Below are 22,022 nucleotides of genomic sequence, written 5' to 3'. Positions count from 1 at the left end.
CACTTCGACCGTCGAGATGCGCACCGGTGTCCCTCTCGGGGTTGCACGGACCGTGGGCGTCCGAGATGCGTACTGGTGCGCCTGTGGGCCTGCTTTCCATGTCCGCGAGCACGTGAGATGCGTATTGGTGCGCATTCCGTGTGTCGCCGTCTGCTCAGGTGTGTTCCGGTGCGCACGCCAACTGTCGAGATGCGTACCGGTGCGTACCTCGGGGTCGGGCGGGCCGTGAGCCCTCGGGGCCTCAGTCGCGCGGCGAGGCGTCCCGCTCACGCCGCACCCGGGCGGCGCGGGTGGCCAGGAAGCCCGTCCCGGCCAGGAGGAGCAGCAGCGAGACGAGGGTGACCAGCGCCAGCGGCAGCCAGGTCATGCCCTGCCAGCCCAGCACGAGGAGCGACAGCGCCACGAGCAGGGCGACGATCCCCATCGAGCGCACCACACCCTTCACCGGTACCGGCTGAGCACCGCTGCGGGCCAGCATGGCCACACCGACGAGTCCCACGACCACCGCCGCCACGATGCCGGCAGTGGTCGAGCCGGCGGCGTCCTGGGTGGTCTCGAGCAGCATCAGGGGGCTCCTGGGAGTCGGGGTGACGGGGCGTGCACGGTCCGGGCGGTGATCAGGAGTCGCCAAGGACCAGACGCAGATCGTAGCCGGAGGCCACCTCCACCTGGTCGAGGGTGCACTCCTGCGGCGCCTTGTCGTCACGCCAGCGCACGAGCCGCACGGTGTGCCGGAATCGGCGGCCCTCCAGCTGGTCGAAGGCCACCTCCACCACCCGCTCGGGACGCAACGGGACGTAGGAGCTGTCCCGACCCGACGAGAAACGGTTCCGCTCCCGCGCAGCGTGGACGACCTGCCCGTCGGCGTCCCGCTCCACGAGCGGTTCGAGCTCTTCCACGAGCTCCGCCCGCCGGGCCGTCGGGAAGGCCGAGATGCCCCCGACCGGCAGCAGCTCGCCCTCGTGGAACATCCCCAGCAGCAGGGAACCCACGCCCTGCCCGGACCGGTGGACCCGGTACCCGACCACCACGGCATCGGCGGTCCGCTGGTGCTTCACCTTGAGCATCGTGCGCTTCCCGGGCTCGTAGGGCGTGTCGAGACCCTTGGCCATGACCCCGTCGAGCCCGGCCCCCTCGAAGCGGGTGAACCAGTCGGTGGCCTCGACCGGGTCGGTCGTCGTGCGGGTCAGGTGCACGCCGCTGGCGTCGGGGACCCCTGCGAGCAAGGCCTCGAGCCGAGCCCTCCGTTCGCGGAAGGGGGCCGCCACCAACTCACCGGCCGCGTCGGCGAGCAGGTCGAAGCAGACCACCTCGGCCGGGGTCTCGACCGAGAGTCGCTCGATGCGGGAGGCCGCCGGGTGCACCCGGGCCGAGAGGGCGTCCCAGTCGAGCCGCTCCGCGCCGGGCTCGCCGGAGCGCACCACGAGCTCCCCGTCGACGATCACCGGGGCGGGCAGAGCCCGGACGACCTCGAGGACCTCCGGGAAGTACCGGGCCAAGGACTTCCCGGAGCGCCCGAGCAGGTCCACCGCCTCGTCGCCCTCGCCGACCGCGCCGGGACAGGACAGGGCGGGAGCGCCCCGCACCACGAGCACCCGGTAGCCGTCCCACTTCGGCTCGTAGCTGCACCCGCCCGGCAGGGCGTCGGGGGCGGGAACCGCGCGGGCGGCCTTGGCCAGCATCACACCGGGCACGTCACAGGGGGCGTTCATGCCCCCAGTCTCCACCGGGTCGTGGCAGGGTGCGCCCATGAGCGAGCCGCGATTCGTCCTGGCCGTGGACCAGGGGACCACCAGCACGCGGGCGATGGTGCTCGACCACGCCGGGGAGGTCGTGGCCTCCCACCAGCTGGAGCACGAGCAGGTCCTGCCCCGGGCGGGCTGGGTGGAGCACGACCCGATGGAGATCTGGCGCAACACTCGCATCGCCATCGGGGCCGCCCTCACCGCGGCGGACACCAGCGCCGCCCACGTCGCCGCCCTGGGCATCACCAACCAGCGCGAGACCACGGTGGTCTGGGACCGCCGCACCGGGGAGCCGGTGTGCAACGCGATCGTCTGGCAGGACACCCGCACCCAGCGGGTCGTCGAGGAGCTCGCCGCCGAGCCGGGGCCGGACGGGGAGCCGCTGGGGGTGGACCGCTTCCGCGAGGTGTGCGGGCTGCCGCTGGCCACCTACTTCGCCGGCCCCAAGCTCCGCTGGGTGCTGGACAACGTGCCCGGTGTCCGGGAGCGCGCCGAGGCCGGGGACCTGCTCTTCGGCACGGTCGACTCGTGGTTGGTGTGGCAGCTCACCGGCGGCCCCGCCGGTGGGGTCCACGTCACCGACGTCACGAACGCCTCGCGGACCATGCTCATGGACCTGCGGACCCTGGCCTGGGACCCGGACACCTGCGCGACGCTGGGCATCCCGGTGTCGATGCTCCCCACCATCCGCTCCTCCTCGGAGGTCTACGGCGAGGTGAAGGTGGACAGCGTCCTCACCGGGGTGCCCGTGGCCGCCGCCCTGGGCGACCAGCACGCCGCGACCCTGGGGCAGGCCTGCTTCACCCCGGGGGCGGCCAAGAACACCTACGGCACCGGCAACTTCCTCCTGCTCAACACCGGGGCCACGCCGGTGGACTCGCAGAACGGTCTCCTGACCACCCTGGGCTGGAAGCTGGGGGAGGCCGAGCCGGTCTACGCCCTGGAGGGGTCGATCGCGGTGACCGGCTCCCTCGTCCAGTGGCTGCGGGACAACCTGGGCCTCATCCGCACCGCCGCGGAGGTGGAGGAGCTCGCGCGTTCCGTGGAGGACAACGGCGGCGCGTACTTCGTCCCGGCCTTCTCCGGCCTGTTCGCCCCCTACTGGCGGCCCGACGCCCGGGGTGCGCTCGTGGGGCTCACCCGGTATGTCACGAAGGGGCACCTGGCCCGGGCGGTGCTGGAGGCCACGGCCTTCCAGACCCGTGACGTGGTGGAGGCGATGCTCGCCGACGCCGCCGCCAGCGGCCTGGAGGTCAGCGAGCTGCGCGTGGACGGGGGCATGACCGTCAACGACCTCCTCATGCAGATCCAGGCCGACCTGCTCGGGGTGCCCGTGGTGCGCCCCCGCACGGGGGAGACCACGGCGCTGGGTGCGGCCTATGCGGCGGGTCTGGCGGTCGGCTTCTGGGGTTCGACGCAGGAGATCGCCGACCACTGGCAGGAGGGGAGCCGGTGGGAGCCCGAGCTGGACGAGGAACGGCGCGCGGCGGAGATCCGCCGCTGGTCGCGTGCGGTGGAGCGCTCGCTGGACTGGGTGGAGGAGTCGTGAGGACGCCCGGGAACGCCTTCCGCGGCGAGGCTCCTAGGATCGCCCCATGGAACTGACGGCCGCGATGTGGCGACGGATCGGGGCGGTGACCGGTTGGGTGATCGGGACCACCGCCGCAGTGAGCGGCGCCGCGGTGGTGGGGACGGCGGCCTATTTCGGTCGACGTGTGCTGACCCCCGACGTGGTGCACCCCGACGACTGCGAGCTGCTGGGGGTGGACCCGCAGGCCGGCACGGTGACCCTGGCGGCCAACCACCTCACCACGCAGCCGGGACGCTACGGCCTCTGGCTGGACGGGGGGCGCTCCCACCTGCGCTTCAGCGAGATCCTCGAGCGGGACGAGGAGGCCGACGGGGGACCGACCGTCACCCGGCGTCTCGACGCCCTGGACGAGGTGCGTCCCGTCGACGCGCTGGACGCCACCCGGGAGCCGGGGACCCAGGAACCGACCGCCCCCCGGCTGGGTGGGGCACGGCTCAACCCGTACTACTTCCCGCGCGACCCGCGCTCGGCGCTGGGCGTCCCGGCCCGGGATCTCACGCTGCACTCCGACGTGGGCGACTTCCCGTGCTGGTACCTGCCACCGGACCCGGCCACGAGCGCCTTCGACGCGGGGGAGCACCGACGCTGGGCGATCACCGTGCACGGCCGGGCGGCCCGCCGCGAGGAGGGCTTCCGGGCGGTACGGACCCTCCGGGAGGCCGGATACGCCACCCTGGTGCCGGCCTATCGCAACGACACCGACGCGCCGCGCAGCGAGGACGGCCGGTACAACCTCGGGCTCACCGAGTGGCGTGACATCGAGGCTGCCATCGAGCACGCGGTCGAGCACGGGGCGGAGGAGATCGTCCTGATCGGCTACTCGATGGGCGGTGCGATCGTGCTGCAGACCTTGGTCCACTCCGCCCACGCCGACCGGGTGACCGGGGTGGTCCTGGACGGCCCGGTGGTGGACTGGGGGCGGGTGCTCTCGCACGCGGCGAGCCGCAACGGGGTCCCGGTGGCGGTGGAGCAGCTGGCCCGTCACCTCATGGGTCGGCAGGAGACGACCTTCCTCCTGGGGATCACCGAGCCGCGGGATCTGGCGCTGCTCAACTGGCTGGCCCGGGCCGAGGAGCTGCGGCACCCGATCCTGGTGATCCACTCCGAGCAGGACGAGGTGGTGCCGGTGGAGTCCTCCCGGGAGCTCGCCGAGCTGCGCCCGGACCTGGTGCGGCTGGAGGAGTGGTCCCAGGGGATGCACTGCCGGGAGTGGAATGTCGACCCCGAGCGCTGGGAGCAGGTCGTCGGCGAGTTCCTCGCCGGTCTGGTCGACTGACCCGCGGAACGGCCTCCCGGGAGGGGTGGCGGGCGATCATGGAACGGGTGGCAGAGTTGCCCCATGACGAAGAAGAAGCCGCTGGAGCCCGACGCCGCTGATCTCGACCAGGCGGTCGAGGAGATCGCACCCGGGGCGACCCCCTTCAGCGACGCCCTGCGCGTCGGGACCGGCTTCCGCCTCGCGGACGTGGACCCCCGTTCCACGCCGGCCTTCGACGGTGACAAGGCGGACGGCCAGCTGGCGATGCACGCCACCGGCGACGAGCTCGCCGACCTGCAGGAGCGGCTGTGGGCGAACGGGGCCCGCGGCGACCGTCGTCGGCTCCTGCTGCTCGTGCAGGGGATGGACACCTCCGGCAAGGGCGGCGTCATGCGGCACGTCGTCGGGGCGATGGACCCGCAGGGCATCCAGATCACCGCCTTCAAGAGCCCGACCGCCGAGGAGCTGGAGCACGACTTCCTGTGGCGGATCCGCAAGGCCCTGCCGGACCCGGGCCACATCGGCGTCTTCGACCGCTCCCACTACGAGGACGTGCTCATCGTGCGCGTGCACGACCTGGTGCCCCGCGACCAGTGGCAGCAGCGCTACACGCAGATCAACGCCTTCGAGCGCGAGCTCGCCCGCCAGGGGATCACCCTGGTCAAGGTGATGCTGCACATCTCGCCCGAGGAGCAGGCCGAGCGGCTCATGGAGCGGCTGGAGCGCCCGGACAAGCACTGGAAGTTCAACCCCGGTGATCTCGACGAGCGCGAGCACTGGGCGGACTACCAGGAGGCCTACCAGGTGGCCCTGAGCCGGTGCTCCACCAAGGGCGCTCCGTGGTTCGTGGTGCCGGCCGACCGGAAGTGGTACGCCCGGCTGGCGGTGCAGCAGCTGGTGCTGGAGCACCTCCGGGCGATGGACCTGGAGTGGCCGGAGGCCGACTTCGACGTGGAGGCGGCCACCGAGCGCCTGCAGGCACAGGTCGAGGTCGCCAGCCGCCACAGCGCCTCGCTGGCGAAGGCGGCGGCGACGAAGGAGAGCGCGAAGGAGGCCGACCGGAAGAAGGTGGAGGAGGAGCCCGAGGAGACGTCGAAGAAGGGCAAGCCCGCCGGCAAGACCACGAAGGCCAAGAAGAGCAAGAAGTCCAGGAAGCCGAAGGAGTGACCATGTCCCAGGTCCCGATGATCACGCTGAACAACGGTGTCCAGATCCCGCAGGTGGGTTTCGGCACCTTCAAGGTCGACGCCGCGGTCACCCAGCAGGCCGTCGAGAACGCCCTGGAGGCCGGGTACCGCCACATCGACACCGCGGCCGTCTACGGCAACGAGGAGGGGGTCGGCGCGGCGCTGCGGGCCGTGAACCTGCCCCGCGACGAGGTCTTCGTGACCACCAAGCTCCGCAACGGCGAGCAAGGGCGGGATCTCGTGCAGCGCGCCTTCGAGGAGTCCTTGGGCAAGCTCGGCCTGGACCGGGTGGATCTCTACCTCATCCACTGGCCCGCCCCGGCGCTGGGCACCTACACCGAGGCCTGGGCGGAGCTGGAGTCGATCCACCGGCAGGGTGGGGCCCGGGCCATCGGCGTCTCGAACTTCCTGCCCCACCACCTGGAGACCCTCGTGGAGGGCGCCGAGGTGACCCCGGCGGTCAACCAGATCGAGCTGCACCCGAGCTTCCAGCAGCCGGCCACCCAGGCGGCCAGCCGGGAGCACGGGCTGGCCGTGGAGGCCTACGCCCCGATCGGACAGGCGAAGGATCTCGACCTGGAGACGGTCACCGGCATCGCCCGGGAGCACGACGTGACCCCGGCCCAGGTGATCCTGCGCTGGCACCTGCAGCAGGGCACCGTCGTCATCCCCAAGTCCGTCACCCCGGAGCGGATCGTGGCGAACATCGACCTCTTCGGCTTCGAGCTCGACGAGGAGCAGGTGGCCGCGATCACCGCCCTGGACTCCGAGGAGCGGATGTTCCCGCACCCGGACGAGGGCAACTTCACGATGCTGGACTGAGCCGGCCCGTGATCCCCCACCTGGAGCACAGCTGTGCCGCGGCCCTCCCGGAGCTCTCGCAGCCCTGGGAGGCCGCGTCGGTGCCCGAGCCCACCCTGCTGGCCCTCGACGAGGGGCTGGCCGCCGAGCTGGGCTGGGACCCGGTGTGGTTGCGCAGTCCCGAGGGGGTGCGCTTCCTCGTCGGCGGCAGCGACGACCCCGCTCTCCCACGACCGGTCGCCCAGGCCTACGCCGGCCACCAGTTCGGCCACTACTCGCCGCTGCTCGGCGACGGGCGGGCCCTGCTCCTGGGGGAGACCACCACCACCGACGGGCGCCGGGTGGACGTCCACCTCAAGGGCTCGGGGCGGACCCCCTACGCCCGCGGTGGGGACGGCCTGGCGGCGGTCGGCCCGATGCTGCGCGAGCACCTCATGGGGGTCTTCGCCCACGCCGTCGGCCTGCCCACCACCCGTTCGCTGGGCGTGGTCGGCACCGGGGGAGTGGTGCACCGGGAGGAGCCCCTGCCCGGAGCGGTTCTGGTGCGGGTGGCGGCCAGCCACCTGCGGGTCGGGACGGTCCAGCACGCGGCGGCCTCCCACGGCCGGGAGGTGCTCGAACGGCTCGTGCACCACGCCCTGTGGCGGCACCACGCCGAACGGGCGGAGGTGGGAGCGTCCGCCGGGGAGCCGGAGGCCCTCACCCTGCTGCGGGCGGTCTGCGAGGCCCAGGCCCGTACGGTGGCGCAGTGGATGGGGCTGGGTGTCGTCCATGGGGTGATGAACACCGACAACATGACCCTCTCGGGCGAGACCATCGACTACGGGCCGGTGGCGATGCTCGACGCCCACGACCCGCAGGCGGTGTTCAGCAGCATCGACCACGCCGGCCGCTATGCCTACGGCAACCAGCCGGCCGCTGCGCAGTGGAACCTGGCCCGGCTGGCCGAGGCCCTGCTGCCCCTCGTCGACGAGGACCCCGAGCGGGCCGTGGACCGGGCCACCACGGTGCTGGGGGACTTCGCGGAGTGCTACCGGGCCGAGCACACTGCCCTGTTCTCCGCGAAGCTGGGGCTCACCGAGCCCGACGAGCAGCGGGTGGGGGACTTCCTCCTGCGGCTCGCCGCCGAGGGCGGCGACCACACCGGGACCTTCGACCGGCTCACCCGGGAGGCTGCCGCGGCGGGGGAGACCGAGCGAGCCGCCCGGATGCGGGCGGTGAACCCGGTGGTCGTCCCGCGCAACCACGTCGTCGAGCAGACCCTGACGGCCGCCACCGCGGGGGACCTGGGCCCCGTCCACGCGGTGGCGGCCGCCCTGGCCGACCCGTTCAGCACCCCTGCCGACACCGCGCCGGAGGTGCAGGCCCTGCTGGCACCGTCGCCGGTCGGCTCGCCGCGGCACGTGACCTTCTGCGGCACCTGAGGGGCGGACCATCCCGCCCCTCAGGTGCCGGGTCGGTCAGTCCTCGGAGGACTCGCCGCCCTTCTGCTCCGAGGAGTCCTCGTCGGCGTCCTTCCCGGACTCCTCCGGTGCGGAGTCGCCGTCGGTGACGCTCCACGTGACCGTCGCCTCGGCAGGGTCGCCGGTGATGACGTCCAGCTTGGGCTTGGCCTTCGGGGTCAGGCGCACGGTGGCCTCACCGGCGTCGGCCGGGACGGAGAAGGTCATCGGCCCGTCGAAGCCCCGAACGAGGGAGGAGTTCTCCGCCTCCGGCTCGATGGTCGTGCCGTCGGGCATCTCGACCTGGATGGTGCTCTTGTTGTCGTGGTTCTTCGGCTCGTCGACGGTGACCACGAGGAAGAGCTCACCGGAGCGCGACCACCCGTGCTCGGGGTGGTAGGGGGTCAGGTGGGCCTGCTCGACCTCACCGCGGATCGTCTCCGGGGCGCCGTTCATTCTCTCGTACGGCAGGTTCATCGACTCCGCGTCCGTCAGCTCGACCTCGAACCCGTCCACGGTGTATAGCTGCGGAGCGTCATCGCTGGTGCGCGTGCCGTCCACGAGGCTGAGGGACTGCGTCAGCCCGTCCTCCTCGCCGGTGGTCACCTCCAGCACCAGGTCCTCCGGGGAGAGCTCCTCCGGCGCGGAGACCACCAGCGTCCCCTGCTGACGGTCCCCCTCACCGGTGAAGACCGACCCGGCCTCGCTGCCCTCCACCCGCACCATGGCGTTCGAGCGGGGGATCTCCTCGACCCCGGGCAGCTGCGGGTCCGTGCTCTCGTAGCGGGCGACGTGGAAGACCTTGCCCTCGGCCGGCTCGACGGTCGACACCTTCTCGGAGTCCTGGGTCAGGATCTCGCCGCCGGCCTGCTCGAAGGCCTGGACCGGGAGCTCCTCCAGCTGCCCGACCTCCGTGATGCGCAGGTCCAGACCGGGGGCCAGAAGACGAGCGTCATCGGACTCCTCGACCGCAGTCGTCTCCGCCTCGAGGGAGGATGCCGTGCCCATGAACCCGGCCTCGGCCGTGTGGGTGCTGGAGCCCTCGCTCGCGTCCTCGTCGGACGAGGGGCCGTCCGTGCCCTCCTGCTCGTCGGAGTCCGTGCCCTCCTCGGTCGCCTCCCCGTCGCCCTGCTCCTCGGCGGGGGAGGGGGTCGTCTCGGACGTGTCCTCGAAGGCCGCCTCTTCCTCGGACTGTCCGGAGCAGGCCGTGAGCGCCAGGCCCAGGCTCGCGAGCAGGGCGATGCTGGAGGTGCGTCGTCGGGTCGTGGTCATGGGGTCCTCCTGGTTCGTGGACGACGGGCCGGCGGCCCGTCGCGGCGGGTGCGTTCACCCCGTCTGTCGGAGCCCACCCCCGAAAAGTTGCATCCGGCTGTCGCGGGAGCGGAAAGCCTTCGACGCGAACGCTATCTGTCGGGTGTCGAAAGGCGGGGCCGGGGCGCCGGTAGCCTCCGCACCATGCCTCCCGCTCCTGCCCGTGCCGACGACGCCGTGAGCTCCCTCCACCGTGCGGTGGTCGACGGGGACGGGACCACGGCCCGCCGGGTGCTGGCGGAGGCCGGTGAGGAGGTCCACGAGCTGCTGCTCTCCGCGCTCGCCCGGGCCGCGGGTCGAGAGGGCACGGGGGCGCTGGCCACCGAGCTGCTCGTGGAGGAGCTCGACGCCGCCGGGACCGTCCGCCGCATGGTCGGGGCCTCGCTGCTGGACGGCTCGGCCGTCGACGACGTCAGCCAGGACGTCCTCATCTCGGTGGCGGAGTCCCTCCCGTCCTTCCGGGGTGGCTCGAAGCTGTCCACCTGGGTGCACAGCATCGTGCGGCGGCGGGTCGCCGACCACCTGCGCCGTCAGCGAGCGAGCGCTCCGCTGCCGGAGGAGGAGGCGCACCCCGCCGCCCGGATGAGCTCGATGATCGCCACCCGGGCCACGGTGCAGGAGGCGCTGGCCCAGCTGCCGGAGCTCTACCGGGAACCGGTGGTGCTCCGGGACGTCGACGGGCTGCCCTACGCGGACGTGGCCGAGCGGCTGGGTCGGCCGCTCGGCACGGTGAAGGCCCAGATCGCCCGGGGGCGAGCCATGGTGGCTGCGCGGATCCAGGCTCCCGAGCGTGCTCCCGGGGACCGCTCGTGACCGAGCGGATCGGACGCTACGAGCTGCAGGGTGTCATCGGGACGGGGTCCTTCGCGACCGTCCACCGTGCGCATGACCCCGTCCTGCACGGAACGGTCGTGCTCAAGGTCCTGGCCGAGAACCACTCGCTCAACCCGGAGGTGAGGGAGCGCTTCATCGCCGAGGGAAGGGCCCTGCGCAAGGTCCGCAGCCCCCACGTGGTGACCGTCCACGACCTGGGGGAGACCGACCGGCAGCAGCCATACCTGGTGCTGGAGCACGCCGACCGGGGCACCGTGGCCGAGCGGGTGGAGGCGCACCGCCGCGCGGGCCGGGCCCCGGAGGTCGGGGACGTCCTCCTCGTGGCGCAGCAGCTCGCCAGCGCGCTCGGTGAGCTGCACGACGAGCAGCTGGTCCACCGTGATCTCAGCCCGGCCAACGTGCTCATCACCTCGCGGGGAGGCGAGGTGCGGGACGACGACGGGGCCGTGGACCCGGGAGGTCTGCTGGCGCCGGACGAGCGGCTGCTCCTGGCCGATCTCGGGCTCTGCAAGGACCTGGCCCTGAACAGCGGGCTGACGGTGGCGGCGGGGACCCACGGGTTCCGGCCCCCGGAGCTAGAGAACGGCCCCGCGGTCATCGACACCCGGGCCGACGTCTGGGCGCTGGCGGCCCTGCTCGAGTGGCTCGGGGGTGAGGCCCTTCCACCCCCGAGCCACGAGGTGTTGCGCTGGGGACGGGCCCCGGCGGTCGAGGACCGTCCGGCCACGGTGGCCGCCCTCGTGGAGGCGATGGAGGACGCCGTGGACTTCCCGAGGCCACCCTCCCCTCCGGCCGCGGCCGTGCGGGGGAGCCGGGCCGCGCCGAGGGGCGGTCGGCACCGGCTCCTCACGGGGTTCGCGGTGGTGGGGGCGGTGCTCCTCGCCGGGCTCACCGGGTGGACCGTCCGCGGTGACGGGCAGCCGCCGGAGGCGACCGGGGACGCCAGCGTGGGCGTCGCGGGGCCCGACACCCTGCGGGTCGGACAGACGGGCACCTTCAGGGCCGAGCTGACCGGCGTCGACGACTGGGTGTGGGTGCTGCCGGACGGCCGGTACAGGGCGGGGGACACCGAGGTGACCCTCCACCCGAGCAGCCCCGGGGTCGCCACCATCGCGCTCGAGGGACGGGACGAGGCAGGGGACCCGCTGCGGGCCACCCACGAGCTCCGCGTGGAGGAGTGACGGGGGCAGAGCAGGCAGAAGGCCCCGCTCCCTGGGGGATGCGGGGCCTTCTCTGGAGCGGACAACCGGGCTCGAACCGGCGACCTCAACCTTGGCAAGGTTGCGCTCTACCAACTGAGCTATGTCCGCGGGGCACCGGCGCCCCGACCGATCTCTCGGCCGGGGCGCCATCGTGCTGGTGGGCGATACTGGGTTTGAACCAGTGACCTCTTCCGTGTCAAGGAAGCGCGCTACCGCTGCGCCAATCGCCCGTACCGGATCGCTCCGGTGTGGCAGCGAGGAATCCCGCCGCCTCGAGGTGGAGACGGGATTCGAACCCGTGTATACGGCTTTGCAGGCCGCTGCCTCGCCTCTCGGCCACTCCACCATCAGAGGTCGGAGGACCTCAGAGCGGACAACCGGGCTCGAACCGGCGACCTCAACCTTGGCAAGGTTGCGCTCTACCAACTGAGCTATGTCCGCCTGCCGTTCTGACCCGCCCTGTGAGGGGCTCGTCCGTACGGCGCTGGGAAACAATAACCAACTTCCGCCCCGGTGCCAAGTCGGGCCCTTCGGAGGGGCGATCCACCGCTCGTGACGGGGAAGGTGCGGCAGGGCGAGCCGGCCGTCGGGCCGGGGCTCAGAGGGACTCGGGCATCGGCCGGACGGTGAGGGACTGCTCGATCCGGGCGAAGGGGCCCTGCTCGTCGTGCATCCAGCTGGAGGTCAGGCCGGCGCCGGTCGGGCCCCAGGCCACCTGGCCGTCGAGTCCCACCCAGCCGTTCACGGGCTGGCGGAACAGGTGGAGGGTGATCTCCACGTTGGGGAACATCCACTCCGACGGGTCCCGCCGCGGGCCGGTGCCGTTGGCGACGTCGGACAGGGCAAGCACCTGGGCGGTGGGGGAGACCTCCTGCCCGGCCAGCAGCGGGGTCGTGCTGCGCAGCCAGGCGCGGCCCCGCCCCGGGCCGTGGCCGGGCACCTCGCGGAACTCCACCGTGTCCAGGAAGGCGCCGCTCCACACGCCCATGCCGTCCCACGCCGGCAGGGAGTCCGGGGCGGGGAGGTGTTCGATCTCGTGCCCCGCCACGGCGGCGGTGTCCGCCACCGCGATGCGCCAGGCGTGGGCCCGCACCACCACCCGGTCGGCGATGGTCATCGTCGCTTCGAGCAGCTCGATCGTCCGCCCCGGCCGCACGGTGCGCACCTCGATCTGCGAGGGCAGGGCGGGCATGACGCCGTAGGCCTCGAGCGTGATCCGGGAGAGCTGGACGTCCTCCCGCGGGTCGTGGGAGAGCATCTCGTGGGTGAGCAGGCCGACGACCGGGGCCAGATGGTGCTCCCAGTCGCGCCAGGCTCCCTGGACGTGGACCGTCGGCTGGTACCGGCCTTCCCCCAGCGGGACGAAGTAGGCCTCGACGTCGGTGGGCAGGTCGGCGACGATCTGCGCGGGCTCGGGAAGTGCAGTCATGCCCGCAGGCTAGGCCGGATCGGTCCGCTCCGTCGGGAGCCCGCCCACCGGGAGATCTAGAGTTGGCCCATGAGCGACAACATGCTGCAGATCTGGGTCAACGGCCGGCTCGTCGCCGCCGAGGAGGCCGCCATCCTGCCCATCGACCACGGCATCACCGTGGGGGACGGGGTCTTCGAGACCGCTGAGGTGCGCGACGGCGTGGTCTTCGCCCGCACCCGCCACCACGACCGGATGGACCGCTCCCTGGCCGGCATCGGACTCGCTCCGCTGGACCGGGCCCGCCTCGACGAGGGCATCGACGCCGTGCTCGAGGCCTCACTGGCCGCGCACGGCGAGCACCCGCCGCTGCAGCGCCTCCGCTACACCGTGACCGGCGGTCGCGGCCCTCTCGGGTCGGGGCGCTTCGAGGCCGAGCCCACCTACATCGTGGCCCTGCAGCCGGACCCCGGGATGGACGGACCGGCCACCGTGGCCGTCGGGCCCTGGCGCCGGAACCTCCACTCGACCATCACCGGGCTGAAGACCACTTCCTATGCCGAGAACGCGGTGATGCTGCTGGCTGGCTCCCGCCTCGGCGCCTCGGAGACCCTCTTCGCCACGAGCGAGGGGGACCTCTGCGAGGGGACGGGGTCGAACACCTTCGTGGTCACCGACGGCGTGCTGCGCACCCCCGGGCTGGACCGTGGTCCGTTGGCCGGCGTGACCCGGGGGCTGGTGCTGGAGTGGGCTCGGGAGGCCGGCATGGACGTCCGTGAGGAGCAGGTGCCCATGGCCGACCTGGCCGCGGCCGACGAGATCTTCATCACCAGCTCGATCCGGGGCGTGCAGCCCGTGACCCGGCTGGTGGAGATCACCGAGTCGCCGGTCACCGCGGCGCCCGGGCTGGCCGAGCCGGAGGCACCCTCTGCGCAGCACGGCGTCTCCTTCGACCGCGAGCTGGAGGTGGGGCCCCTCACCCAGCGCCTGGCCGCCCTCTTCCGCGAGAACGCCGCCGCCACGCCGGACCCGTGAGCTCCCACCGCGCCGACTGGTGGGAGGGCCCCCGCACGGTGCCGCTCCACGAGCGGGACTGGGCGTGGCGCAACCGGCTGCGCGCCCTGCCGCTGATCGGCCCCTCCTATCGGGCCCTGGTGGGGGCGGTGGGCCTCATGGTGGTTTGCCTGGGACTGCTGCTGGTGCCCTTCCCCGGCCCCGGGTGGGCCATCGTCTTCTCCGGGGTGCTGATCTGGGCCACCGAGTTCGAGCCCGCCTCCCGCCTCCTCCACTGGGGGCGGGGCCGGTTGGCGGCCTGGGGCCGGTGGTTCGGACGCCAGGAGTGGGGGGTGCGGCTGGGGGTGCTGGCGGTGACCTTCGGGGCCGCCACGACGATTGTCTGGTGCGTGGCCTTCCTCTGCGGGCAGCCGCCGGGGCTCCCCGCCTCCTGGGCGGCCCTCCTGGAGCGCTGGGGGCGGGTCCCGACCGAGCCGATCTGGCGGCGCTGACCGCCCCGCCGCCGGAGATTCGCCAACCGGGCCCGGGGTGGGGTACAGTCTCCCGTCGCATCAGGTTGCAGCACGCAGCCGGATGAGCATCCGGGCGCATAGCTCAGTTGGTTAGAGCGTTCGCTTCACACGCGAGAGGTCAGGGGTTCGAGTCCCTTTGCGCCCACTCCCGGAAGACGCCCGTGAGGCCCCACCGCACACCGTGGTGGGGCCTCACGGCATTCCACGGTGTCTGCCGGTCCGGGGGTGATGGGGGTCGCCGGCGCGCCGTAGACTCGCGCTCACGGCGCCGCACCCCGTGGTCCGCCCCGACCCGGCCCTGCCCGGACTCGACACCGACGCAGCCAGCTGCTGCACGAACAGGAGTGATCCATGGCCCCCATCAGTCTGACCGTGAACGGCGAGCACCGTACGGCCGAGACGGGGACCACCGGCACCGACCTGTTCGAGGGCGACCGTGCCGTCGTGGCCCAGCGCGTCAACGGGGAGCTCCGCGACCTGTACCGCGAGCTCGGCGACGGTGACGTCGTCGAGGGCGTCCTCATCAGCGAGCCCGACGGCCTGGACATCCTGCGCCACTCGACGGCCCACGTTCTGGCCCAGGCGGTGCAGGCCGAGTTCCCCGAGGCCAAGCTCGGCATCGGCCCGCCCATCACCGACGGCTTCTACTACGACTTCGACGTCGCCGAGCCCTTCACCCCCGAGGACCTCAAGAAGCTCTCCAAGACGATGCAGCGCATCATCAAGGAGGGGCAGACCTTCGTGCGGCGCGAGGTGGCCGACGCCGACGCCCTCACCGAGCTCGCCGCCGAGCCGTACAAGTGCGAGCTGGTGGGCCTCAAGGGCGGTGCGGCCGAGGACGCTGCCGAGGGGGCCTCGGCCGAGGTGGGCGGCTCCGAGCTGACCATCTACGACAACGTCCGCCGCGACGGCACCGTGGCCTGGGGTGATCTCTGCCGCGGCCCGCACCTGCCGAGCACCAAGCTCATCGGCAACGGCTTCGCCCTGACCCGCTCGGCGGCGGCCTACTGGCGCGGGTCGGAGAAGAACCCCCAGCTGCAGCGCGTCTACGGCACGGCGTGGCCCACCAAGGACGAGCTCAAGGCCTACCAGGAGCGCTTGGCGGAGGCTGAGCGCCGCGACCACCGCAAGCTCGGTGCGCAGCTGGACCTCTTCAGCTTCCCCGAGGAGGTCGGTCCCGGGCTGCCGGTCTTCCACCCCCGGGGCGCCATCCTCCGCAAGGAGATGGAGGACTACGTCTACCAGCGGCACCTGGAGGAGGGCTTCTCCTACGTCACGACGCCGCACCTGTCCAAGGAGGAGCTCTTCCACACCTCCGGCCACCTGCCCTACTACGCCGAGGGCATGATGCCGGAGCTCGACGACGACGGGCAGGCCTATCGCGTCAAGGCCATGAACTGCCCGATGCACAACCTCATCTTCCGCAGCCAGCAGCGCTCCTACCGCGAGCTGCCGCTGCGCTACTTCGAGTTCGGCACCGTGTACCGCAACGAGAAGTCCGGGGTGCTCCAGGGCCTCACCCGCGTGCGGATGATCACCCAGGACGACTCGCACTCCTACGTCGCCAAGGAGCAGGCGGCCGGCGAGGTGAAGCACCTCCTGGACTTCGTGCTCTCCCTGCTGCGGGACTTCGGGCTGGACGACTACTACCTGGAGCTCTCCACCCGGGACGAGGACGGGGACAAGAAGGACAAGTTCATCGGCACCGACGAGCAGTGGGCGGAGGCGACCGCCGTCCTGCGTGAGGTGGCCGAGGAGTCCGGGCTGGAGCTCGTGCCGGACCCGGGCGGGGCCGCGTACTACGGGCCGAAGATCTCGGTGCAGGCCCGGGACGCCATCGGCCGTACCTGGCAGATGTCGACCATCCAGTACGACTTCAACCAGCCGGAGCGCTTCGAGCTCGAGTACCAGGCCTCCGACGGGTCCCGTCAGCGGCCGGTGATGATCCACTCGGCCAAGTTCGGCTCGATCGAGCGTTTCATCGGTGTGCTCACCGAGCACTACGCCGGTGCCTTCCCGGTGTGGCTGTCCCCGGTCCAGGTGCTCGGGGTGCCGGTGGCTGAGGAGTTCCTTCCGTATCTCGAGGAGGTCACCGCGAAGATGCGGGCACTCGGGGTCCGCACCGAGGTGGACGCCAGCGACGACCGCTTCGGCAAGAAGATCCGCAACGCCAGCACCTCCAAGGTGCCCTTCGTCCTCATCGTGGGCGGGGACGACCGGGACGCCGGTGCCGTGTCCTTCCGCTACCGCGACGGCTCGCAGGAGAACGGCATCCCGGTGGACGAGGCCATCGACCGGGTGGTCGAGGCGATCGCCACGCGCGCCCAGGTCTGAGCTCGTCCTGCCCCCGGGGGCTCCAGCAGCGTGAAGGCCCCCACCGTCACGGTGGGGGCCTTCACGCTCACCGTCAGGTTGCGACGGTCACCGGGCTCAGAAGGCGCGGCGGGTCGTGTAGCGCCAGGTCCAGATGCGGTCCAGCGAGACGGTGCGACCGGGCCGCGGGGCGTGGAAGATGTAGTTGAGCCCGTTCAGCGGCACGTAGAAGCCGACGTGGGAGGCGTGCGTCCAGTTGCCGATGAAGAGCAGGTCGCCCAGGGTAACGGTGCTGCGGGCGATGTACCGGGTGGCCCGGAACTGCTGTGCGGCGGAGCGGGGGAGGGCCAGGCCGTACTGCTTGTGCGCCCACTGGGTGAGGCCGGAGCAGTCGAAGGCATTCGGGCCGGCGGCGCCGTAGACATAGGGGCGCCCCTGCTTGGTGCGCGCGGTGTAGTAGATCTGCCGGCGCCGGGTCTGGGTGATGGCGCCCGCCTCGTCGGCGGAGGCCACCGAGAGGGCGCCGGCACCGGCGGTCACCGCGGCGCCGGTGAGGAAGGCACGGCGGTCGAGGGAGGGGGAGTCGATGAGCGACATGGAGGGATCTCAGGATCGCCTCGGGGCATGACCTGTCGGGTTCGGCTCCTGTGAACCGGCTGTCGGGGCGGAAGAGACCCTTCCCCATGGCTTCACCCCAAGACGTCCGGGACGTCGTGCTGCTCGGGTACTCCGCTCCCGCCGTCCGACTCTCGTCGGTTCACTGGCCACACACCTGGCGGGACTCGGCGGGGTGCGGCGCCCGGCATCGGTGCGCGGGCGAGCTGAATCTAGGGGAGCCGCTCCGACAGGTCAACCTTGGGGAGGAGGAATGCAGCGACGGGCTCCACCCGGAGGTGGAGCCCGTCGTCAGATCCTTCGTGGGAGAGGAGAACCCGTCGCTCAGAAGGCGCGGCGGGTCTTGTAGCGCCAGGTCCAGATGCGGTCGCAGGACAGGCGGCGACCCGGACGCGGAGCGTGGTAGATGTAGTGACGGCCGTTCCATGGCACGTAGAAGCCGACGTGGGACGCGTGGCTCCAGTTGCCGATGAAGAGCAGGTCACCGAGGGTGGCCGAGCTGCGGTAGATGGAACGGGTCGCGCGGTACTGCTGTGCGGCGGTGCGGGGGAGGGCCAGGCCGTACTGCTTGTGCGCCCACTGGGTGAGGCCGGAGCAGTCGAAGGCGTAGGGGCCCTCGGCGCCGTACACGTAGGGCAGGCCTTCCTTGGCGCGTGCCTTGCGGTAGATCGCCCGGCGGGTGTACTGGGTGATGGCGTTCGCCTCCGACGCGGTGCCGAGGGCCAGTGCGCCGGCGCCGGCGGTGGCAGCGGCGCCCGTGAGGAGCGCGCGGCGGTCGAGGGCAGGGGTGTTGACGTCGATCATCGACATGGAGGGATCTCAGGATCGCTTACGAAGCATGACCTGTCGGGTTCGGCTCCTGTGAACCGGCCATGAGGGCACATGGCTTCACCCCAAGACGCCTGAGGGGGGCGTCATGTTGCTTGGGTACTCCGCTCCCGCCATCCGACTTTCGTCGGCAGGAGGCACACGTTCATGGCGGGACTCAGCGGGAACGTGCCACCCGGGCGTTTCTGCCCGGGCAGGCCACAACGTAGGGGATGTGTCCGTCAAAATCAACCCTTGGGTGGATGCCCTGTGGGGTGGCCTTCTGTGCCGCCGGGAATCCCGCACCATGATGCGGCACAGCGTGCTCCGGAGGGACGCGGAGCACTAGAGTCTGCGCATGGACCTGCCTGAGGATGCCGCCGACCTGCCCGGTGTGCCGGACGCCTTCCAGCGCCTCTGGGTACCTCACCGGATGGCCTACCTGGACGCCAATCCCGCCCGTGGTGGGGCCGAGCCGCCCTGTCCCTTCTGCGCCGCTCCCGCCCGGAGCGATGCCGACGGGCTGGTGATCGCGCGGGGTGAGCACTGCTACGTGGTGATGAACCTCTTCCCCTACAACCCGGGACACCTCCTGGTCTGCCCCTACGAGCACGTCCCCGAGTATCTCGACATCGACGGGGACGCGCTGGCCGAGTTCTCGGCCATGACCCGGCAGGCGATGCGCACCCTGCGCTCGGTCACCGGGTGCCACGGCTTCAACCTCGGGATGAACCAGGGGCAGGTGGCCGGTGCCGGAGTGGCCGCGCACCTCCACCAGCACGTCGTGCCGCGGTGGACGGGGGACGCCAACTTCTTCCCGATCGTGGCCCGCACCAAGGCGGTGCCCCAGCTGCTCGAGGACGCACGCGCCCAGCTGGCCGCGGCCTGGCCGGAGCACGCCGCGGCCTGAGCAGGCCCGCCCTTGGGCTCTTCCCGACCTCCCGGACGGCCACGACGTGCACGAGGGCCCCGTCGCGACTGCGACGGGGCCCTCGTGGGGAGTGCTGGGGTCAGCGACGACCAGCGACCTTGCCCACGATGAAGAGCAGCAGGCAGGCACCGACGATGGCGCCGATGAACGAGGAGATGCTGAAGGCCTCACCCAGCACGTCGCCACCGGTGAAGAGGCTGACGAGGAAGCCGAGCAGGGCGGCACCCACGATGCCGACGATGATGTTGGCCGGGATGCCCATGGCGGCGTCCGTGCCCATGATCTTGGAGGCGATCCAGCCGGCGATGCCGCCGACGATGATCCAGGCGATGATGGTCCCCATTGGAGGACTCCTTTCAGTCGTTGCTGCGGCGCGGAGGCGCTGCAGCGGGGTCAGAACTGCTTCGAGCGTAGGTCGCTGACTCCTCGATGTCTCGCTCACGAGGCAACTCGTGAGCGGACTCACGTTCCCCGGCACGGGCTCTGCGGGTCGTCTGGTCGGGCTGTCGGCCGCAGCGGACTAGGCTGCGCGGGACATGCTCAACCGCCACGCCCGACCGCTGCTCAGCCGCGTCGTCGACCCCCTCGCGCGCGCCCTCCTGCGGCTCGGCGTCGGGCCCGACGCGGTGACGATCGGTGGCCTCCTGGGGGTCGTCCTGGCCGCGCTGTGGTTCTTCCCCCGCGGAGAGCTCCTCACCGGCACCCTGGTCGTCACCGTCTTCGTGCTCGCCGATCTCCTCGACGGTGCGATGGCCCGTCAGCTGCGCCGGAGCGGGGGGTGGGGCGCCTTCCTGGACTCCACCTGCGACCGGGTGGGGGACGCGGCCGTGCTCGGCTCCCTCGTGTGGTGGGCCCTGGTGGGGACGGGCCAGGGGCGTGGCCCGGAGATCTCTCCCGCGCACGCCCAGCTCCTCGGGGCGGGTGCCCTGAGCGCCCTCTGTCTCGGATTCCTCGTGAGCTATGCCCGGGCCCGGGCCGAGGGTCTCGGGGTCCGGGCGGACGTGGGCCTCGCCGAACGGGCGGAGCGACTCATCGTCGTCCTGGTCTCCACCGGACTGGTCGGGCTGGGGGCGCCGGTGGCCCTGCTGACCGTCGCGCTCTGGGTCCTGGTGCTCGCCAGCCTGGTCACGGTCGCCCAGCGGATCAGCGCGGTGCGTCGAGGCGTCGCATGACCCCCTCCCAGGTGGGCACGGTGACCGTCCCGCACCCGGACGGCAGCCCGCAGCGACACGTGGGCCTGGTGTGCCCCTACCCGGTGGACGCGCCGGGGGCGGTGCAGGCGCACGTCCGGGAGCTGGCGCGCAGCATCCGCTCCGCAGGGCACCTGGTCAGCGTCCTCGCGCCGGTGGAGGGGACGCACCCCCGGCTCCGTCTCGCCCTCGCCGGCGAGGGCGACGAGGGGGCCGATGCCGTGGCCGCGGACCTCTGGGGGCTCACCGAGGGCATCGACCTGACGGTCGTGCCGGGTACGGTCCGGGTTCCCTACGCCCGGTCGGTCTCCCTGGTGTCCGCCGGAGCACGTGCGCAGCAGGTGGTGGACGCCTGGCTGCAGTCCACGGAGCCGGACCTCGTGCACGTGCACGAGCCGGTCGCCCCGAGCCTGCCGCTCATCACCGCCCAGCGCGTGGGAGGCCGGATCCCGCTGGTGGCCACCTTCCACAGCGGGCTCAAGCCCTCGCACGCCCTGGCCGAGATCCTGCCGGTCCTGCGGAGCGCCCTCGAGTCGGTCGACGCCCGGATCGCGGTCTCCTCCCAGACCCGGGCCACCGTCGTGGAGACGCTGGGGGGCGATCCCTTCGTCATCCCCAACGGGGTGCGGGTGAAGCGGCTGGCCCGTAGCGAGCCCCGGGCGCCCTGGCAGGAGGGCCCGGGACGTCCGACGATCGCGTTCGTGGGGCGGTCCAGCGAGTCCCGCAAGGGCCTGGGCCTGCTCCTGCGCGCGCTGCCCCGGATCATCGAGCGCTCTCCGGGCACCCGCGTGTTCATCGCCGGCCCGGGGCAGGAGCATGCCCGGGAGCTGGTGGCCCGGGACCACGCCGAGCTGCGCAACTCCATCGTCTGGGTCGGAGAGCTCAGCGAGCGGGACAAGGCGGCCCTGCTGCACAGCGTCTCGGCCTTCGTGGCGCCGCAGCTGCAGGGGGAGAACTTCGGTCTGACGATCGTCGAGGCGATGGCCTCCGGTGCGCCGGTGGTGGCCTCGGACCTGCCCGCCTTCCGCTCGGTGCTGCGTGGCGCCGGGCGACTCTTCCGGGCCGGTGACGCCGAGGACCTCGCCGATGTCCTCGAGGAGGTCGTCCTGGACCCGCACCTGCGCGAGGAGATGCGGCAGACCGGACGGGCGCGGGCCGCGAGATTCGACTGGGAGGTCATCGGCCGCGAGGTCATGGCCGTCTACGAGGTGGTGATGGAGCGATGAGTCCTTCGCTGTGGTGGATGGTGCTGGTGGTCGTGCTCCTGCTGGCCGGAGCGGCTGTCCTCTGTCGGGAGCACTGGGCCGGTGCGGCGCGGCAGGACGCCGCGGAGCTCGAGGCGAGCGGCTCGGCCCTCGACGCCGAGCTCATGCGACGGACCCTGGCGGCCCGGGAGCTGGCGACGGCCGGCGGGCTCGACCCGGCCAGCGCCGTCATCGTGCTGCGCTGCGTGGGCGACGTGCTCGACGCCGTGGACGCCGGGACCCGCGCCGAGGGCTCCGGGGTCGGACCGATGGGGCCGGAGCGCCTCGAGGCCGAGGAACAGCTCACCGAGGCCCTGCGGCGAGCCTTCGACGACCGTCACGGCGGGGCGGGGGAGTCCTGCGAGTCCCTCGGGGGGCAGGCCGCCCACGCCCGGGACGTGCTGGCCCTGGCCACCGAGAGGGTCCACCGGCGCCGGGTTCACCACAACGAGCTGGCCGCCCGGGTCCGCCGCCGGGCGCTCGGGCGCACCGGGCGACTGCTGGGGCTGGGGCCCGCGAGGGACCTGCCCGAGCTGGTCCAGGTGGAGGACGACATCCCCGCCCTGCGCCCCGGCTCGGAGCAGCAGCCGTAGACTGAGGCGCTCCCAGCGGGCGCT

The 22,022-nt window shown here is 72.3% G+C and carries 20 protein-coding genes, 5 tRNA genes and 1 pseudogene; 15 read left to right on the top strand and 11 right to left on the bottom strand.

Annotated elements, in window-relative coordinates; translation table 11 throughout:
* Positions 1–241: 241 nt before the first annotated feature.
* Positions 242–565, bottom strand: coding sequence for a hypothetical protein (locus CFT82_RS01405; RefSeq protein ID WP_088817309.1), 324 nt, complete (start codon positions 563–565; stop codon positions 242–244).
* Positions 566–617: 52 nt separating this feature from the next.
* The gene (locus tag CFT82_RS01400) at positions 618–1,712 is read right to left on the bottom strand and encodes an ATP-dependent DNA ligase (protein ID WP_200815020.1); all 1,095 of its coding nucleotides are present in this window, start codon (positions 1,710–1,712) and stop codon (positions 618–620) included.
* A 37-nt stretch (positions 1,713–1,749) separates the two neighbouring features.
* On the opposite strand from CFT82_RS01400, the gene glpK reads away from it, so the two are divergent.
* The 5 genes and pseudogenes from glpK (at position 1,750) to CFT82_RS01375 (ending at position 8,006) form a co-directional block, all read left to right on the top strand.
* Positions 1,750–3,294, top strand: a complete 1,545-nt coding sequence (glpK, locus tag CFT82_RS01395; protein WP_088817308.1) for a glycerol kinase GlpK — start codon at positions 1,750–1,752, stop codon at positions 3,292–3,294.
* A 46-nt stretch (positions 3,295–3,340) separates the two neighbouring features.
* Positions 3,341–4,612 carry an alpha/beta hydrolase gene (locus tag CFT82_RS01390; RefSeq protein WP_234994221.1) on the top strand — a complete coding sequence of 424 codons (1,272 nt, stop codon included), beginning with the start codon at positions 3,341–3,343 and terminating at the stop codon, positions 4,610–4,612.
* Between the two features lie 63 nt (positions 4,613–4,675).
* Positions 4,676–5,575 (top strand): annotated as a pseudogene (locus CFT82_RS01385) (polyphosphate kinase 2 family protein); the annotation flags it as partial.
* A gap of 188 nt (positions 5,576–5,763) precedes the next feature.
* A complete protein-coding gene (locus CFT82_RS01380) occupies positions 5,764–6,603 on the top strand; it encodes an aldo/keto reductase (protein WP_088817306.1) in 840 nt (279 codons plus the stop codon).
* A gap of 8 nt (positions 6,604–6,611) precedes the next feature.
* The gene (locus CFT82_RS01375) at positions 6,612–8,006 is read left to right on the top strand and encodes a protein adenylyltransferase SelO (RefSeq protein ID WP_234994220.1); all 1,395 of its coding nucleotides are present in this window, start codon (positions 6,612–6,614) and stop codon (positions 8,004–8,006) included.
* Between the two features lie 36 nt (positions 8,007–8,042).
* On the opposite strand, the gene CFT82_RS01370 is transcribed toward CFT82_RS01375, so the two are convergent.
* Complete coding sequence (locus tag CFT82_RS01370; RefSeq protein ID WP_088817304.1) at positions 8,043–9,296, bottom strand: hypothetical protein; 1,254 nt, start codon at positions 9,294–9,296, stop codon at positions 8,043–8,045.
* Between the two features lie 183 nt (positions 9,297–9,479).
* Here CFT82_RS01370 and CFT82_RS01365 point away from each other — a divergent pair, with 183 nt between their 5' ends.
* Positions 9,480–10,148 (top strand): RNA polymerase sigma factor, encoded by a 669-nt coding sequence (locus tag CFT82_RS01365; RefSeq protein WP_088817303.1) that lies wholly within the window; start codon positions 9,480–9,482, stop codon positions 10,146–10,148.
* Positions 10,145–11,350, top strand: coding sequence for a serine/threonine-protein kinase (locus tag CFT82_RS01360; RefSeq protein WP_088817302.1), 1,206 nt, complete (start codon positions 10,145–10,147; stop codon positions 11,348–11,350). Before CFT82_RS01365 ends, CFT82_RS01360 begins: the two co-directional genes overlap by 4 nt.
* 53 nt (positions 11,351–11,403) lie before the next feature.
* Here CFT82_RS01360 and CFT82_RS01355 read toward each other — a convergent pair.
* The 5 genes from CFT82_RS01355 to CFT82_RS01335 all read right to left on the bottom strand — a co-directional run bounded on the left by CFT82_RS01355 (position 11,404) and on the right by CFT82_RS01335 (position 12,800).
* A tRNA-Gly gene (locus tag CFT82_RS01355) sits at positions 11,404–11,479 on the bottom strand.
* 47 nt (positions 11,480–11,526) lie between these two features.
* Positions 11,527–11,601, bottom strand: a tRNA-Val gene (locus CFT82_RS01350).
* A 45-nt stretch (positions 11,602–11,646) separates the two neighbouring features.
* Positions 11,647–11,717 (bottom strand) — tRNA-Cys (locus CFT82_RS01345).
* 22 nt (positions 11,718–11,739) lie between these two features.
* A tRNA-Gly gene (locus CFT82_RS01340) sits at positions 11,740–11,812 on the bottom strand.
* Between the two features lie 157 nt (positions 11,813–11,969).
* Positions 11,970–12,800: a thioesterase family protein gene (locus CFT82_RS01335; protein WP_088817301.1), complete on the bottom strand. Its 831-nt coding sequence runs from the start codon at positions 12,798–12,800 to the stop codon at positions 11,970–11,972.
* A 69-nt stretch (positions 12,801–12,869) separates the two neighbouring features.
* On the opposite strand from CFT82_RS01335, the gene CFT82_RS01330 reads away from it, so the two are divergent.
* The 4 genes from CFT82_RS01330 to thrS all read left to right on the top strand — a co-directional run bounded on the left by CFT82_RS01330 (position 12,870) and on the right by thrS (position 16,639).
* A complete protein-coding gene (locus tag CFT82_RS01330) occupies positions 12,870–13,814 on the top strand; it encodes an aminotransferase class IV (RefSeq protein WP_088817300.1) in 945 nt (314 codons plus the stop codon).
* On the top strand, positions 13,811–14,284 hold the full coding sequence (locus CFT82_RS01325) for a TIGR02611 family protein (protein WP_088817299.1): 474 nt from the start codon (positions 13,811–13,813) through the stop codon (positions 14,282–14,284). Before CFT82_RS01330 ends, CFT82_RS01325 begins: the two co-directional genes overlap by 4 nt.
* Before the next feature lie 92 nt (positions 14,285–14,376).
* A tRNA-Val gene (locus CFT82_RS01320) sits at positions 14,377–14,450 on the top strand.
* 206 nt (positions 14,451–14,656) lie between these two features.
* Positions 14,657–16,639, top strand: coding sequence for a threonine--tRNA ligase (gene thrS / locus CFT82_RS01315; RefSeq protein ID WP_088817298.1), 1,983 nt, complete (start codon positions 14,657–14,659; stop codon positions 16,637–16,639).
* Between the two features lie 96 nt (positions 16,640–16,735).
* Here the strand turns inward: thrS and CFT82_RS01310 are convergent, their stop codons facing one another.
* Positions 16,736–17,215, bottom strand: coding sequence for a C40 family peptidase (locus CFT82_RS01310; protein WP_088817297.1), 480 nt, complete (start codon positions 17,213–17,215; stop codon positions 16,736–16,738).
* 342 nt (positions 17,216–17,557) lie between these two features.
* Positions 17,558–18,043 carry a C40 family peptidase gene (locus tag CFT82_RS01305; RefSeq protein ID WP_088817296.1) on the bottom strand — a complete coding sequence of 162 codons (486 nt, stop codon included), beginning with the start codon at positions 18,041–18,043 and terminating at the stop codon, positions 17,558–17,560.
* Positions 18,044–18,398: 355 nt separating this feature from the next.
* Here CFT82_RS01305 and CFT82_RS01300 point away from each other — a divergent pair, with 355 nt between their 5' ends.
* On the top strand, positions 18,399–18,950 hold the full coding sequence (locus CFT82_RS01300; RefSeq protein WP_088817295.1) for an HIT family protein: 552 nt from the start codon (positions 18,399–18,401) through the stop codon (positions 18,948–18,950).
* A 100-nt stretch (positions 18,951–19,050) separates the two neighbouring features.
* Here CFT82_RS01300 and CFT82_RS01295 read toward each other — a convergent pair whose 3' ends face one another.
* On the bottom strand, positions 19,051–19,314 hold the full coding sequence (locus tag CFT82_RS01295; protein ID WP_088817294.1) for a GlsB/YeaQ/YmgE family stress response membrane protein: 264 nt from the start codon (positions 19,312–19,314) through the stop codon (positions 19,051–19,053).
* A 193-nt stretch (positions 19,315–19,507) separates the two neighbouring features.
* On the opposite strand from CFT82_RS01295, the gene pgsA reads away from it, so the two are divergent.
* The 3 genes from pgsA to CFT82_RS01280 are packed head-to-tail and all read left to right on the top strand — an operon-like array spanning position 19,508 to position 21,998.
* A complete protein-coding gene (gene pgsA, locus CFT82_RS01290) occupies positions 19,508–20,143 on the top strand; it encodes a phosphatidylinositol phosphate synthase (protein WP_088817293.1) in 636 nt (211 codons plus the stop codon).
* The gene (locus CFT82_RS01285) at positions 20,140–21,387 is read left to right on the top strand and encodes a glycosyltransferase family 4 protein (RefSeq protein ID WP_088817292.1); all 1,248 of its coding nucleotides are present in this window, start codon (positions 20,140–20,142) and stop codon (positions 21,385–21,387) included. The genes pgsA and CFT82_RS01285 overlap by 4 nt, the downstream gene beginning before the upstream one ends.
* The gene (locus tag CFT82_RS01280; protein WP_143469445.1) at positions 21,384–21,998 is read left to right on the top strand and encodes a hypothetical protein; all 615 of its coding nucleotides are present in this window, start codon (positions 21,384–21,386) and stop codon (positions 21,996–21,998) included. The genes CFT82_RS01285 and CFT82_RS01280 overlap by 4 nt, the downstream gene beginning before the upstream one ends.
* Positions 21,999–22,022 lie beyond the last annotated feature (24 nt).

It is taken from the genome of Kytococcus aerolatus, assembly GCF_900187395.1.
GTDB classification, from domain to species: domain Bacteria; phylum Actinomycetota; class Actinomycetes; order Actinomycetales; family Dermatophilaceae; genus Kytococcus; species Kytococcus aerolatus.
This window is presented reverse-complemented; position numbering and strand designations above follow the sequence as displayed.

Coding starts and splice junctions, on each gene's coding strand:
- glpK (WP_088817308.1), top strand. CDS start 1,750: ATGAGCGAGCCGCGATTCGTCCTGGCCGTGGACCAGGGGACCACCAGC.
- CFT82_RS01310 (WP_088817297.1), bottom strand. CDS start 17,215: ATGTCGCTCATCGACTCCCCCTCCCTCGACCGCCGTGCCTTCCTCACC.
- thrS (WP_088817298.1), top strand. CDS start 14,657: ATGGCCCCCATCAGTCTGACCGTGAACGGCGAGCACCGTACGGCCGAG.
- CFT82_RS01280 (WP_143469445.1), top strand. CDS start 21,384: ATGAGTCCTTCGCTGTGGTGGATGGTGCTGGTGGTCGTGCTCCTGCTG.
- CFT82_RS01405 (WP_088817309.1), bottom strand. CDS start 565: ATGCTGCTCGAGACCACCCAGGACGCCGCCGGCTCGACCACTGCCGGC.
- CFT82_RS01300 (WP_088817295.1), top strand. CDS start 18,399: ATGGACCTGCCTGAGGATGCCGCCGACCTGCCCGGTGTGCCGGACGCC.
- CFT82_RS01365 (WP_088817303.1), top strand. CDS start 9,480: ATGCCTCCCGCTCCTGCCCGTGCCGACGACGCCGTGAGCTCCCTCCAC.
- CFT82_RS01295 (WP_088817294.1), bottom strand. CDS start 19,314: ATGGGGACCATCATCGCCTGGATCATCGTCGGCGGCATCGCCGGCTGG.
- CFT82_RS01370 (WP_088817304.1), bottom strand. CDS start 9,296: ATGACCACGACCCGACGACGCACCTCCAGCATCGCCCTGCTCGCGAGC.
- CFT82_RS01330 (WP_088817300.1), top strand. CDS start 12,870: ATGAGCGACAACATGCTGCAGATCTGGGTCAACGGCCGGCTCGTCGCC.
- CFT82_RS01380 (WP_088817306.1), top strand. CDS start 5,764: ATGTCCCAGGTCCCGATGATCACGCTGAACAACGGTGTCCAGATCCCG.
- CFT82_RS01335 (WP_088817301.1), bottom strand. CDS start 12,800: ATGACTGCACTTCCCGAGCCCGCGCAGATCGTCGCCGACCTGCCCACC.
- pgsA (WP_088817293.1), top strand. CDS start 19,508: ATGCTCAACCGCCACGCCCGACCGCTGCTCAGCCGCGTCGTCGACCCC.
- CFT82_RS01390 (WP_234994221.1), top strand. CDS start 3,341: ATGGAACTGACGGCCGCGATGTGGCGACGGATCGGGGCGGTGACCGGT.
- CFT82_RS01285 (WP_088817292.1), top strand. CDS start 20,140: ATGACCCCCTCCCAGGTGGGCACGGTGACCGTCCCGCACCCGGACGGC.
- CFT82_RS01305 (WP_088817296.1), bottom strand. CDS start 18,043: ATGTCGATGATCGACGTCAACACCCCTGCCCTCGACCGCCGCGCGCTC.
- CFT82_RS01400 (WP_200815020.1), bottom strand. CDS start 1,712: ATGAACGCCCCCTGTGACGTGCCCGGTGTGATGCTGGCCAAGGCCGCC.